General features: G+C 68.5%; 14 protein-coding genes. 7 read left to right on the top strand and 7 right to left on the bottom strand.

Annotation, left to right across the window (positions count from 1 at the left end; all coding sequences use genetic code 11):
• Window positions 1-109 precede the first annotated feature (109 nt).
• Window positions 110-547, bottom strand: a complete 438-nt coding sequence (locus D7D52_RS34340) for a hypothetical protein (RefSeq protein ID WP_162958094.1) — start codon at window positions 545-547, stop codon at window positions 110-112.
• A 298-nt stretch (window positions 548-845) separates the two neighbouring features.
• Complete coding sequence (locus D7D52_RS34335; protein ID WP_246023509.1) at window positions 846-1,835, bottom strand: RNA polymerase subunit sigma-70; 990 nt, start codon at window positions 1,833-1,835, stop codon at window positions 846-848.
• A gap of 243 nt (window positions 1,836-2,078) precedes the next feature.
• On the opposite strand from D7D52_RS34335, the gene D7D52_RS34330 reads away from it, so the two are divergent.
• The 5 genes from D7D52_RS34330 to D7D52_RS34310 all read left to right on the top strand — a co-directional run bounded on the left by D7D52_RS34330 (window position 2,079) and on the right by D7D52_RS34310 (window position 6,996).
• Window positions 2,079-2,843 carry a sigma 54 modulation/S30EA ribosomal C-terminal domain-containing protein gene (locus tag D7D52_RS34330; RefSeq protein WP_162958753.1) on the top strand — a complete coding sequence of 255 codons (765 nt, stop codon included), beginning with the start codon at window positions 2,079-2,081 and terminating at the stop codon, window positions 2,841-2,843.
• Between the two features lie 156 nt (window positions 2,844-2,999).
• Complete coding sequence (locus D7D52_RS34325) at window positions 3,000-3,485, top strand: hypothetical protein (RefSeq protein WP_162958752.1); 486 nt, start codon at window positions 3,000-3,002, stop codon at window positions 3,483-3,485.
• A gap of 91 nt (window positions 3,486-3,576) precedes the next feature.
• Window positions 3,577-4,443 carry a class I SAM-dependent methyltransferase gene (locus tag D7D52_RS34320; RefSeq protein ID WP_120743141.1) on the top strand — a complete coding sequence of 289 codons (867 nt, stop codon included), beginning with the start codon at window positions 3,577-3,579 and terminating at the stop codon, window positions 4,441-4,443.
• Between the two features lie 65 nt (window positions 4,444-4,508).
• Window positions 4,509-5,798 (top strand): DUF1800 domain-containing protein, encoded by a 1,290-nt coding sequence (locus D7D52_RS34315; protein ID WP_120743139.1) that lies wholly within the window; start codon window positions 4,509-4,511, stop codon window positions 5,796-5,798.
• 13 nt (window positions 5,799-5,811) lie between these two features.
• Window positions 5,812-6,996 (top strand): DUF1501 domain-containing protein, encoded by a 1,185-nt coding sequence (locus tag D7D52_RS34310; protein ID WP_120743137.1) that lies wholly within the window; start codon window positions 5,812-5,814, stop codon window positions 6,994-6,996.
• Between the two features lie 6 nt (window positions 6,997-7,002).
• On the opposite strand, the gene D7D52_RS34305 is transcribed toward D7D52_RS34310, so the two are convergent.
• Window positions 7,003-7,992 (bottom strand): zinc-binding dehydrogenase, encoded by a 990-nt coding sequence (locus D7D52_RS34305; RefSeq protein ID WP_120743135.1) that lies wholly within the window; start codon window positions 7,990-7,992, stop codon window positions 7,003-7,005.
• Between the two features lie 215 nt (window positions 7,993-8,207).
• Here D7D52_RS34305 and D7D52_RS34300 point away from each other — a divergent pair, with 215 nt between their 5' ends.
• On the top strand, window positions 8,208-8,408 hold the full coding sequence (locus D7D52_RS34300; protein ID WP_120743132.1) for a hypothetical protein: 201 nt from the start codon (window positions 8,208-8,210) through the stop codon (window positions 8,406-8,408).
• Between the two features lie 240 nt (window positions 8,409-8,648).
• Here D7D52_RS34300 and D7D52_RS34295 read toward each other — a convergent pair whose 3' ends face one another.
• The 3 genes from D7D52_RS34295 to D7D52_RS34285 all read right to left on the bottom strand — a co-directional run bounded on the left by D7D52_RS34295 (window position 8,649) and on the right by D7D52_RS34285 (window position 10,862).
• A complete protein-coding gene (locus D7D52_RS34295) occupies window positions 8,649-9,497 on the bottom strand; it encodes an alpha/beta fold hydrolase (protein WP_120743130.1) in 849 nt (282 codons plus the stop codon).
• Complete coding sequence (locus D7D52_RS34290) at window positions 9,494-10,087, bottom strand: WHG domain-containing protein (RefSeq protein ID WP_162958751.1); 594 nt, start codon at window positions 10,085-10,087, stop codon at window positions 9,494-9,496. Before D7D52_RS34290 ends, D7D52_RS34295 begins: the two co-directional genes overlap by 4 nt.
• 100 nt (window positions 10,088-10,187) lie before the next feature.
• Window positions 10,188-10,862, bottom strand: coding sequence for a TetR/AcrR family transcriptional regulator (locus D7D52_RS34285; protein WP_246023507.1), 675 nt, complete (start codon window positions 10,860-10,862; stop codon window positions 10,188-10,190).
• 56 nt (window positions 10,863-10,918) lie between these two features.
• Between D7D52_RS34285 and D7D52_RS34280 the strand changes: the two genes are divergently transcribed.
• Window positions 10,919-11,857: a quinone oxidoreductase family protein gene (locus D7D52_RS34280; RefSeq protein ID WP_425464590.1), complete on the top strand. Its 939-nt coding sequence runs from the start codon at window positions 10,919-10,921 to the stop codon at window positions 11,855-11,857.
• Between the two features lie 37 nt (window positions 11,858-11,894).
• Here D7D52_RS34280 and D7D52_RS34275 read toward each other — a convergent pair whose 3' ends face one another.
• The gene (locus D7D52_RS34275; RefSeq protein ID WP_120743124.1) at window positions 11,895-12,827 is read right to left on the bottom strand and encodes a coiled-coil domain-containing protein; all 933 of its coding nucleotides are present in this window, start codon (window positions 12,825-12,827) and stop codon (window positions 11,895-11,897) included.
• Window positions 12,828-13,204: the final 377 nt, after the last annotated feature.

The following is a 13,204-nucleotide window of genomic DNA, read 5'->3' as shown; positions in this document are numbered from 1 at the left end:
TCAAGTGGCACACCCCTTTTTATTCCCCACCGACGATACCGCCGCCGGACCGGAAATCGGGCCTCGGCCAGGTAACCGTCGGCGAGTGTCGGGATGGGGGCCGATCTTGCTACTTGGTGGGGGTGGCGGGCGCCTGGGTGGTGGGGTCGGCGGTGGTCGTGGGCGCGGCCGTCGTCACTGCGGGTGTCGTCGTCGCGGCGACCGTGGTGGTGGGCGCGGGCGCGGCGGTGGTGCTCGGATCGGTGGTGGTCGCGGGCACGGTCGTCACGCTGGTGATGACCACGATCGGGTCGGGGCAGTGGCCGAGTTGCTCACCGAGAGTGTTGATCTCGGCGTTGGCGCGTGGGTCGCCGACGTAGTTGATCTGGTCGGTGCACTTGACGTACGGGGCGCCTGGATCCTGCGCGGGGGCCGGGGCGTCGCCCTGGGGTGGCTGCGGATTGCCGCCCTGCGGCGCCGGATTGCCGCCTCCCGGATGGCCGGCGGGCGAACCCGGCACGGGCGCCGCGGGACTCGTGGAGGTGACCGCGGCACTCGTCACCGTCACCGACGGGCTCGCCGATGTCGCCGTCGCCGTGGACTTTCCGGAATCACTCGAACACCCCGTCGCCAACATCAGCGCCGGCAACACCGTCACCAACACCACACGCACGAGCACCTGCGGGCGTGCAATACGCCGCCCCGCCAAAGCGGACAATTCATCCTCCTGGAAGCAGGGGGAGGCACTCCCCCGGCAGGACACTAAGCGCTCGGTGTGCCGGGAAACCATCGGCGTGCCGCCCCAAGTTCTGGGGGCCGCTTATCGATGGGGCGCGAAAATTTATGGATCCGCAGGTGTTTCGCGGTCAGGCGGACAGCTGGTCGGGGAAGCCGAAGAGTGCGACCAGAGCGGGGTCGTGGAACTTGACCACGCGGGCGATCCCCGTCGCGGTGGCTGTGAGCACCACGACTCCGTCGGCCCGGAGTGCGCCGTCCGCCCTCCGGTAGACCACCGCGGCCGACTGGCCGTTGGCGAGGGTGGGGAGCATGCGCCAGTCGCCGGGTGCGCCGAGCACGTAGGAGTCCAGGACGTGAATGCACAGTGCGAGGCCGGATTGCCAGTCGCGGAACGGGGTGGCTTCCAGGGTGGCGTCGGCGCGCAGGACCTGTTGCAGCAGTTGGGCATCGGCGCGCTCGAAGGCCGCGATGTAGCCGTCGAGCAGCGCCCGCGCCCGGCTGTCATCCGGTTCGAGCAGGCGTTCGTCCGGCGGATCAATTTCCTCGAGTCGCGCGCGGGCGCGCTGCAGACCGCTCTTGACGGCCACCGTGGTGGTATCGAGGATCTCAGCGGTTTCGGCCGCGGTGAAGGCCAGCACCTCGCGCAGGAGGAGGATGGCGCGCTGGCGCGACGGCAGGTGCTGGAGACTGGCGACCAGCGCCAGCCGTACCGATTCGCGCGCGATCACCGCCGCCGCGGGGTCGTCGGCGGGCGTGCCGATCGCCGCGTCGGGCAGTGGCTCCAGCCACGACACCTCGCCCGGCGCAACGGGACTCGGCGCGCGATCCGGCCCCTCGTATGGGCCGCCCAACCCCGACGGCAGCACCCGGGCCGGCCGCGATGCCAAGGCGGTCAGGCACACGTTCGTGGCGATCTTGTACAGCCACGACCGCACCGACGCGCGCCCCTCGAACCCCTCGAATGACCGCCACGCCCGCAAATACGTCTCCTGCACCAGATCCTCGGCATCGTGCGCCGACCCCACCATCCGATAACAGTGCGCCAGCAACTCCCGGCGATACCGCTCGGTCGCGACCGTGAACGTGTCCTGGTCGGATGCGGTGTGCGAACGTCTCACGCCATGATCGTAAGGCGCTTGCCCCGCGGGCCGAAGGGCTTGCGGCGGGCCGAAACTGGTCATTTGCCTCGCTTCGGTTCGAGTTCACCCTTCAACTGTTCGAGGCGGTCGATACCGGCGTCTGACGTGCTCGCAGTACCCGTCCCGGATTGAGAGGACTAAATCCTCTTTATTGCGTGAGGGTTGCGGTGATGACATAGCTGTCTAGCGTGCCCCGTCTATCCCGCCCCCGGGAGGTACAGCGTGACCATCTTGCTTTCGACGACGCCCTCGTGCCGTGCTCGGGTCCGGATGGTGGTGGCCGGGGCGGTCCCGGCGTGGGAGATCGAACGGGCCGAGCAGGTGATCGAGCAGATACTCGACCGGCACCGGGCCGGCGGGGTGGCCCGGGTGCGAATGACGCGCCTGCGCAGCCCCTTCGGCCCGATCCTCGTGCAGATCGACCACGACCTCGACGGGCGGGTGCGCACCCAGGTCGCGGCCCCGAGCGGGGCTGCGGTGACGGCCGCCGCGACCCGGCTGGACCGGCACCTGCAACGCCTCGACGGATTCACGGCCCTGCGCTGGTGGTCCGAACCCGGGCGGCCGCCCCTGGCGTGTCCCAGCGAGACCCGGCCGATCCTGCGCCGCAAGGACATTCGCCCGCGCCACTGCGACCCGCGGGCGGCGGTCGCGGCCATGGATCGCATGGACTACGACGCACATCTGTTCATCGACAGCGAATCCGGGCAGGACGCGGTGGTGTATTGGGCCGGTCCGCGCGGTGTCGCGCTGGCCCGCCGCCGCGGCACCTACCCCGCCCGCGCCCACGGCGACGCGCCCTTGCACATCGACCCCCGCAAAATCCGCACCCTCACCGACACCGACGCCGCCGTCCTGCTGTGCGAGCGCGGATTGCCGTTCCTGTTCTTCAGCGACCCCGTCCATCGCCGCGGCCGCCTCCTATACCGCCGCTACGACGGCGATCTAGGCCTCCTCGTTCCGAATTCGGCCCCACCGGCACAGTGATCCCCCGACGCCGGTGAACCTGCAATTCACCGGCTGGTGCGGCCGGTGCGGCATTCCGCCCTGCCACCCGGCCGCACCCCTCCCGTCACGCTCGACCTCGATTCGATAATCGTGTGATACAAAGCCAGCGTGGCCGAACCGAGTTCGACTTGGTTCGTGGTGCTTCGCACTCCGGGCGCGACCTATGCGGAACTCGACGAGACCGACAAGACGATGTTCGATCAGTTGACGACGCAGTACAAAGCGTTCGCGACCGAACCGGACAAATTGTGGGACAGCGATTACCGGTACGACAAGATGCCGCTCGTGCTGATCAGGGTCGGCAAGGACCGCGGGATGATCTGGCAGTACATGTATCTCGTCAATGTCTCGGGGCTCACGGACACGTCGGGTTACCGAAAGATCGACTTCCCCGGTAATCCGTACCTCGGGGATGTCCGTGCCACCAAGACATTGGGGCTGGCCTCTTTCGAGCTGCTGTTTCCCGCGAACTTCACCTCGGTGCAGCTCGGCGGCCGCGAGGTGCTCGCCTTCAAATATCCCCCGAGCATGTTCGACACCGACCCGACGGGCGCGGACCATTTGCGTTCGCTGCGAACCGATTCGCGCTGCTCGACCGGTTGGGGACCGAGCCCGATGTAGCACAGTGCAATAGCGGGTGACTCGCCTGACACCTCGTCGTGTGATCATCTTTCCGCGCCGGTGGGTGATCGTCGGCGAGTAGGTTGTCGCTATGGAGCACGGGGAACCCAGTTGGACGGCGCGCGCCACCGCTTACGCGCGCGCCTATCATCAGATCGCCGACGAACCGCTGATCTTCACCGATCCGCTGGCGTCGCGGTTGCTCGGCGTGACCGACGACAAGCTGGCCGAACTCGACGCGACCGCTCTCGCGCGGCCCGGCCAGGACGCCGAAACCACCCGGCAGCGGCGGCTGTTCCTCGCTGCCCGCTCCCGCTTCGCCGAGGACACCGTGCACGAGGCGTTCGCCTCCGGAGTGCGGCAGGTGGTCATCCTCGGCGCGGGGCTCGACACCTTCGCCTATCGCAATCCGCATCCGGAGCTGCGGGTTTTCGAGGTCGACCATCCGGCCACGCAAGCGTGGAAACGCGAGCGCCTCACCGCCTCCGGCATCGCCCTGCCCGCGTCGCTGGTCTTCGCGCCGGTCGACTTCGAAACCGGCACGCTGGCAGCGGGATTGGCCGATGCCGGCTTCGATCGCTCACAACCGGCGGTGTTCGTCTGGCTCGGCGTCATCTTCTACCTGACGACGGAAGCCATCACGGGCACCCTCGAATATGTTGCGGGACAGTCGGATTCCGTCCTCGTGTTCGACTATCTGCAACCGGCCGCCGACGACGCCGACCGGGCGGACATGCGAGCGCGTTCCGAACGCTTGGCCGCTATCGGCGAACCGTTCCTCAGCGTCTTCACGCCCACGCAGATCGCCGAACGGCTGCGCGCGGCGGGATTCACGCGGATCGAGGATCATTCCGCCCCCGACCTGATCGACGGTTACCGTGGCGCGGCCGCCGCCGAACATCCGCTGCGGCCGACCCAGGTGCTGCGCTCCGCTCGGATACTGCGCGCGGCCCGCTGAGGATTGCCTGAAGCTTCCCGTCGACGGGCTACCGTGCGAGCGCGACGGCCTCGATACTCGGCGTCATGGGCATGCCGGTGGAGTGGATGCACACCGCGCGGGTACTGCGCCGAACCGGGTTCGGCGCTACCGGCGCGGAAATCGACGCGGTGCCCGATGCGGCGGCCTATCTGCGGTCCGCCCTGGCAGCCGGCCCGGACGCCGATCCGGCCTTGCCGGACTTCGCCCCGCTGACCGCGCCCGGCAAGGGCGCGTCGGCCCCGGCGCGCAAGGCGTATCAGGCGCAGATCAACGGACAGCTAGACACCCTCACCGCCTGGTGGCTGCGCCGGATGGTTGCGGTCCGCGTCCCGGTACGCGAGAAGCTGACGCTGATGTGGCACAACCATTTCGCCACCTCCGCCGCCAAGGTGCGCAGCGCCGGCGAAATGGCCGCACAGAATCGGACCCTACGCACCCTGGGCACGGGCGACTTCGGTGCCCTCGCCTACGCGATGCTCACCGATCCGGCCATGCTGCGCTGGCTCGACGGCGTCACCAGCACCGTCAAAGCCCCGAACGAGAACCTGTCCCGGGAGTTCATGGAGCTGTTCGCTCTCGGTCACGGCAACGGCTACACCGAAACCGATGTGCGCGAAGGGGCCCGGGCGCTGACCGGCTGGACCATTGTGAACGGGGTCGCCACCTTCGACCAGAAGCGGCACGACGGCGGCAGCAAAACCTTTCTGGGCGTGACGGGCCCGCTCGATGCGCGCGGCTTCTGCACCGCGGTGCTGGCGCGCCCGGAATCCGCGCGCTTCGTCGCCGCGAGGCTGTGGCAGCAGCTGGCCTCCGACGATCCGCCGTCCGCCGCCGTGCTCGATCGGCTCACCGCCGCCTACGGTCCGGGCCGCGATCTGTCGGCGCTGGTCACGGCGATCTGCACCGATCCCGAATTCGTCTCCGCCCCCGGGACTGTCGTGCACGGCCCGGTGGAATGGCTGGTCGGCGCGGTGCGCGCGCTGCGGGTTCCGCTCACCGACGACAGCCAGGTGCGGGGACTGGCCGCGACGCTGCGGACGCTCGGGCAGCTGCCGTTCTATCCGCCGAACGTGGGCGGTTGGCCGCGCGGACAGGGCTGGATGTCGAGTGCGGCCGCGCAGCTGCGGCTGACCACCGCCGCGAAACTGGTGCGGACGGCCGATCTCTCGGCCCTCACCGCCGTGGGCCGAGCCGACCGGGTGGATGCGGCCGGTCACCTGTTCGGCGTCGGGCACTGGTCCGATCGCAGCGCCCAGGTGCTGTCCGCGGTCGCCGATCAGCCGGATCGGCTGGCGACGCTGGCGATCAACACTCCCGAATACCTCACGAGCTGAAAGCCGTACCGTCATGGCACAAGTCAGTCGCAGGCAGTTCCTCGTCGGATCGGGCGTGCTGGGCGCGCTCGGCGTGGCCGGGCTCGGCGTCACCTGGGAGCAGCTGCAGCATCGCGCGAGCACCACTCCGCTGGCCGCCGGGGCGGGCATCCTCGTGGTCGCCACCCTCTACGGCGGCAACGACGGGCTCAATACCGTGATCCCTTACGCGGACAACGCTTATCACGATTCCCGGCCGGAACTGTCCTATCGGCCCGAGGAGGTGCTACACCTCGACGACCAGCTCGGTCTCAACCCCGCGCTGAAGGGGCTGGCCGACCTGTGGCGCGCCAAGAATCTGGCCATCGTGCGCGGGGTCGGCTATCCGCAACCCGATCACAGTCACTTCCGGTCCATGGACATCTGGCAGACCGCCTCGCCCGCCGAGCCGGTGCCGACCGGTTGGATCGGGCGCTGGCTCGACGCCACCGGCGACGATCCGGTGCGCGCGGTCAGCATCGGCTCGGTGCTGCCGCAGCTGGCATTGGGCGCCAAACATACCGCGGCGGCGCTGGATCCGGCGTCCGCGCCGCTGAGCGCGGACATGTCCGCGGCCGTGTCGGGTTTGGCGCGCACCTATCCCGGGGACAGTGCCGCGCAGGGGTGCGTGTGTGTCGGGTATCAGGCGGAACAGACTGTGTCCAAGACGTTTTCGTCGTTGAAGGCGGGGAAGTCGGCGGCGAACCCGCTCGCCGCGCAGCTGGATCTGGTGTCGCAGTGCATCAAGGCCGGTGTCCCGACCCGCGTGTACTCGGTCAGCCTGGGCGGTTTCGACACCCACGCCGACGAGCGGCACACCCAGGAGCAACTGCTGGGTCGCTTCGATCAGGCGGTGTCGGGCTTCCTGCGCGACCTGTCCACCCATCCACGCGGCAAGGACGTGGTGCTGCTGGCCTACAGCGAGTTCGGCCGCCGGGTGCGCGCCAACGCCTCGCAGGGCACCGACCACGGCACCGCCGGACCGGTGTTCGTGGCCGGCGGTGCGATCAAGGGCGGCTGGTACGGCGACGAGCCCGGCCTCACGGATCTGGACAACGGCGATCTGAAGACCACCGTCGACTTCCGCGACGTCTACCATGAGCTGCTGCATCGGGTGGTGAGCACCGACCCCACGCCCGTGGTCGGCGGCGGCCGCCGCGACCTCGGGTTCGTCGCCTGAGCGTTCTCACGGCAGCAGGGCCAGTTTGCCGGTGCTGGAACGGTTTTCCAGCTCCGCCAAGGCCATCGCGCCGTCGGCCAGATCGTAGGCGGTGGGTTCGGTGGGGGTCACCACACCGGCGGCGACGAGCGCGAACAACTCACCCATGACCTCGCCGAAGAGCTGGGGCGCGGCCTGAATCAGGGTGCCCAGGTTGAAGCCGATGAGGTGGATCGGGTGTCGATACACCAAATCCTGGTTGGTGATCGAGGAAATGCCGCCCGCCAGTCCGTAGACGACGACACGTCCGGTCACTGGTTTGGCGAGTGCGAGACTGGCGTCGAAACCTTCCCCGCCAGCGCATTCGAGCACCAGATCGACACCGAGCCCACCGGTCAGCTCCCGCACCTTGGCGAGATTGTCACCGCGTGAGTCCAGCACATGATCGGCCCCCAGCGCCCGCACCGCGTCGTGCTTGGCCGCCGAAGCCGTCGCAATGACCTGCGCCCCATAGTGTTTGGCCATCCGCACGGCGGCCTGCCCGACCCCACCCGCCGCCGCCTGGATCAACACAGTCTCCCCCGCGGCCAACCCACCGAGCGGCCGCAACGCCGCCAACGCCGTCGGCAGATTCACCAGCATCCCCACCGCCTGCAGATCCGTCCACCCCGGCGGCACCGGCACCGCGGCAGCCGCAGGCAAGACCATGTATTCAGCGAACGCCCCGTCCCCCACCCCCATCACATGCGTCCCCACCCCGGGCCCACTCACCCCCTCCCCGAGCGCGACAACTTCACCCACCCCCTCGAATCCCGCCACGAACGGCGGCCGCGGCCCACCCGGCGACGTCCCCCGCCCCTGCATCACATCCCGAAAATTCACCCCCGCCACGGCAACCCGAACCAACACCTCCCCCGCCCGCGGCCAAGGCACCGCAACCTCACCATCCACCCCCAACCCACCCGGCCCCTCCAACGCCCCCTGCACCAGCGCCCGCATCGTCGTCGGAATACTCATCAGCAATCAACCTTCCACTCGGGACTCCATACACGTCGACAGCCACCCAACCCAGAGCAACCGCCACACCATGTAGACCCCGGTCTTCCCGAAAAGGAATCGGCGAGGCAGCCGCGGGCGGCTGATCTCGCGCGGAAGTTACGACGGTGGTGAGTGCGGCACCGAGGTTGTCACGAATCGGTTCTTCGGCCCCCGCCGACATGTCGACGCCATCGGTGAAGCTGACACGCGAACTCGACAAAGCGTGCAAGCTCCGTGCAACGAACCTCGGATTGTCGCAGTCGGCCTACATTCGCTCGCCGATCGAGCGCGACATCGCCACCGCGGGCACCAGCGAGCAGCGTCCGGCGTGGGTTCGAGAACTGCTGGCCGTGATCGCCCAGCACGAGAACGACGAGCACCGCAGGGCGTCCTGACGTAGGGGCTTGGGGCGGCTGCGATCCCGAGCTACGTGCATCGCTCGCTGGGGCGATCGTTAATACCTTGCGAAGCTTACTGATTGGGTTAGGCGGCGAGCCGGGCGCAGGCGGCTCAGTGCTGCGCCCGGCTCGCCGGCAGTGGCGATGATGCTGGCCACCGCCGGCGTCACCCACACCGGATGTGCTGTCCTCGGGCCCATCGCAATCCGGCAGTCAGCCGCTTCGGTTACATGGAGGTCAGGGGTACGGTTCGGCGTGCGTCGTACCCGGTGCCAGTACCTGAAGGAGCTCGGTGGCGACTTCCTGGGAGTGGCTGAGGGTTCCGTTGTGGGCGCCGGGGAATTCGGTGACGTTCAGGGCGAGGCGCTCGGCGATCTCGACGGCGGGGCGGTACGGCAGACAGCCGCGGGTGTCCTGGCCGACGGCGAGTGTCAGGCGATCGGCGACCGGTGCGAGTGCTTCGTAATCCGGTATGTAGGAGGTGAATTCGCGCAGTTCGTGTTCCATCATGATCGGCGCGTTGGCGGCGCTGCGGGCGCGGCGTTGCAGCTCTCGTTCCGGCATCGGGGACAGTTCGGGGCCTGGCTTGATCGCCCCGCCGATCGCCGTGAGGAACCGGCCCGCGGCGGCGGCGAGGCCGTCGGTGCGGAACAAGCGATACACGTCGTCGATCATGGCGCGGTGCTCGGCGGCGTCGGGAAGTACCGCGAAGCACGGCGGTTCGTGGGCGACCAGCGCACGAATCCGGTCGGGGTGCCGGGCCAGCAGATCGAGGCCGACGATGGCTCCGTGACTGCCGCCGTACACGTAGGCGGGTTCATCGGTCAGGTGCGTCAGCAACCGGAAGGCGTCGTCGCTTTGCACCGCGACGTGCTGCGGCTCGGGCGTGCCGCCGTCGAGGGTGCTTCGCGAGTAGCCGCGGGCATCGAAGGCGACCACCGTGAAATGCCGCTCCAGCACCTCGGCCATGCCGTCGGCGGCGTTGGCGTCACCACCGCCGCCCGGAATCAGCAGCAGCACAGGGCCTTTTCCGCGTACCTCGTAGTACAGGGTCGCGCCGGGGACGCGAACGGTATCCGATCTCATCGAGTGTTGTCCTCGTTCGTGTAGGTCGGCCAATTCGACAGCGCGAGATGGAGCGCGTCGAGAATGTGGGGCCAGGAATCGTCGGTGGGGTGCGAGTGCGCGAACCCGCCGGCCGCCTCGAGGGTGGCGAATCCGTGAAAGGTGCTGCGCAGCAGCCGGGCCGCGTCCAGCGCCTCCCGCTCGGCCAACCCGTACCCTCGCAGCACCGACGTGGTCAGCTCGATGCTGCGCAGGAGCGCGGGCTCCCCGGCCACCTCTGCCGGATCCATCCGGATCTGCGTGGCCGCATAGCGCTGCGGATGCTCGAGTACATAGGCCCGGTACGCGTCGGCGAACGCGACCAACGCGTCCTTGCCCGCCCGTCCCGCGACCGCCACGCCGATGCGGTCGTTCAGCTCGGCACTGGCCAGCAGCGCCACCCGCACCCGCAGATCGTGCAGATTGCGCACGTGCACATACAGGCTGGGGTCCTTGACCCCGAAGTGCCGGGCGACCGCGGACAGGGTGAGTTTGTCGAAGCCGATCTCGTCGGCGAGTTCCGCCGCGGCACGGACCACACGTTCCGTGGTCAGGCCCGATCGAGGAGACACGATCACCTCCTTCCTATGAGTATTAGGTTAAGCACTAATATACATAGGCTCAAGGAGGTTGTGCGAAACCAAGCTCGGCGCGCTAGCCGGTCCGTCCTCGTCAGGCGATCGCGTAGTCGCCGAGGGCGGGCTCGAGGAGGTCGAAAACCTGGTTCGCCTCGCCGACCACGGTGGCTGCAATGCGCTTGCGTGACAGCCCCTGCAGCGTGAGTTCCTGAACCCGCTGAAAGAGCAGCCGGTGAGCCGCACCGAATTGGGCGGCGGCGGCGCGGCGGATGATGTCGTCGCCGGGCAGCATGCGAGCGAGCTCCTGTTCACGCAGTTCGTGGAGCTCCCGCAGCCGGGCCACCAGCGTCGGGCTGTCGGCGATCATGCGACAGAAGTCGGGTCCGGAAAATCCAGCCAGCGCGTCGAAACGCTGTGCCGCGGAGATGGATTCGCCACGAAGGGCCGACAGCGCCGACTCGCCGGGCGCGCGGGCTGCGACAGTGTCGGCGAGCGAGGAGACGAAGTCCTGATGGATATCCAGCGCCAGATCCTCTTTGCGCGGAAAGTAGTTCGTCACAGTCTTCTTGGCGACCCGCGCTGTCGCGGCGACCTCGGCGATGGTCGTCGCCTCGAATCCGCGCTCGATGAACAACCTGGTCGCGTGATCGGAGATCGCTTGCCGGGTCTCGCGCTTCTTGCTCTCGCGCAGGCCGAGGGGCTCGGTACTCACCATCAAAACATACCACCAACGTAACTTTACCGTTGACATAGTGACTGCGCTCAGCATAATTTTACGTCCGACGTAAGAAATTCGAACAACCGGTTGCCGCCGCAGGCATTCCGGTGTCAACCCGAAAGGCGTGCTCAGTGCGCAAGATTCGTTTCTCCGGCCGACCGGAACCAGTCCAGGCCCAGCGCCCCACGCCCGGACCCGGCCAGCTGTTGGTGCGCACAGAGTTGGTCGGAGTCCACCTCGGTCTCGTTCGGATGCTGCGGGCGGGCAATGTATCCGACCCAGGCGGCGAGATGGTGGGCACAGTGGTCGATACCGGCCCGGACGTCCCCGGTGCCTGGCTGGGCAAGCGGGTCGGTGGTGTCGTGTTCGAAGGCGTCTACGCCGAATATGCCCTCGCCGCACCGGCACTGGTCAGCGAACTGCCCGCCGACGTCGACGCCGCCGACGGTCTCGCACTGGTCCGCGGCGGCCTGGTAGCGATGGGGGCTGTGCGTTCCGGTGGAGACATCGCGGGGCGGTCGATGCTCGTCACCGCCGCGGCCAGTGGATCCGGCCATCTGGCAGTGCAGATCGCACGGGCGCTCGGCGCCGAGCGCGTGGTCGGCGCGGTCGGCGCGGCGGACAAAGTCGCGTTCGTGCGGGAGTGCGGTGCGGACGGGGTGGTCGGGTACGAGGATCCCTGGGTTGAGCGGTTCGACGTGATCGTGGACGGGGTGGGCGGCTCGCTGGTGACGCGAGCGGTCGAGGCATTGGCTCCGCGAGGCCGGCTGGTGGCCTACAGCGCCGGTGGCGGCTCGGTCGAGGTCGGCAGCCTGCTCGCGGAGCTCAAGACAATCACCGGCTTCTCGATCGGGCTGCTGTCCCGAACACAGCCGGACGTGATCGAGTCGTATCGGTCGGAACTGTGGAAGTTGCTGGCAGACGGGGCGATCCGGCCGCGCCACACGGAATTCTCGGTCGATCGCCTCGACGAGGCCATCGCGTCGATCGAGGAACGACGCAACCTGGGTCGCGTCGTTCTGCGAATGGCGGCCAGCACTTCCTGAGCATCAGGAGCGACCGCCGGCCGTTCCCCGGCGGTGCTCAGCGCTGCGGTTCGGCAGGTGTCGCGCGCTGGGCGAGGAGGGCGTCGAGTTGTTGTTCGGCGCGTTCGGCGCGGGCGAGGGTTTGGGTTCGGGCGTCGTCGAGGGCGGCGAGGCGGGCGGTTGTTTCCTGGTGTGCCTTCTCGAGGGCTGCGGCTGATTCCTTGCGGACCTCGGCGATGTCCGTGGCGGCCTGTCGGCGGAACTCGGTGTTCTCGGCGCGGGCGCGATCCAGGTCGGCGCGCACCTGTTTGAGTTCCTCGCGAGTTTCCGCGACCACCTGATTGCGTTCGGCCACAGCCGCTTCCGCGCGTTCGATGGCGCGCTCGGCGTCGGCGGCGCGCTGCACGGCGAGGTCGCGTTCGGCGCTCGCGGCGGTGATGCGCTGTGCCGCGTCGCGACGCACCTGCTCGATTTCGGCGGCGGCCTTCGCCCGCGCCATCTCGATCTCCTCGCTCGCCTGCTGGCGGGCGCGCTCCACATCCTCGGCCGCTTCCCGTCGCGCGGTGCGGATCTCGGCCTCCGCCTCGGCCCGCGCCGCGAACACCTCATCGGCGGCCCGCTTGGTAACCCGCTCCACCTCACCGAGCGCATCATCGCGCGCCGCCAACGCCTCAGCGATCCGCGCGTCGGCGTCCTCCGCCGTCAGAATCGCATCCTCGGCCGCCGATTCCGCTGCCGCCCTGGCCTCCTCGGCCTCCCGCCGCGCCTGCTCCGCCCCCACCGCCGCCATCTCCGCCTCGGCAATCCGCCGCGCCGCATCCGCCTGCACCGCCTGCACCTGCGCCTCTGCCACCGCCGGATCGGCCAGCGTCGACAGCTCCGCCACCGCGGCATGCAACGTCGTCCCCAACTGATCCGCCAAATTCTTGAACTGTCCGAGCAGCTCATCCGCCCGCAACCGAGCCACGGTCACCGGACGCTGTTGCGTCACAGTGACGTTCCCGGCTGGGGTCTCCGCCTCCGCCTGCTGCCGCCGCTGCCGCTCCCGCCACGCCCGCCACCGCGTGTGATCGGGATGCTCACAGTATTCCGACGGCCGTCCCGGCCCTCCGGCGCGAGTGATCGGTTTCGTACAACCCGGGTAGTTACAGATGCTCGACACCCAGGAATCGTAGCGTTGGTTTCGTCAAATCCAACGCAACAACACGAAACGAAACCCAAACTGCCTCAATCCAACCCACGCCGTTCTGACCCCCGATAAGTGAACGTTATCGGGGGTCAGCCCACCACGCTCCCCCGTAAACCGTTGAGATTATTCCGTTTCCGTTTGGTCGCAGCCAACGAAACGTAACCGCAACGAATAAACTC

It is taken from the genome of Nocardia yunnanensis (genome assembly GCF_003626895.1).
Classification (GTDB): Bacteria; Actinomycetota; Actinomycetes; order Mycobacteriales; family Mycobacteriaceae; genus Nocardia; species Nocardia yunnanensis.
This window is presented reverse-complemented; position numbering and strand designations above follow the sequence as displayed.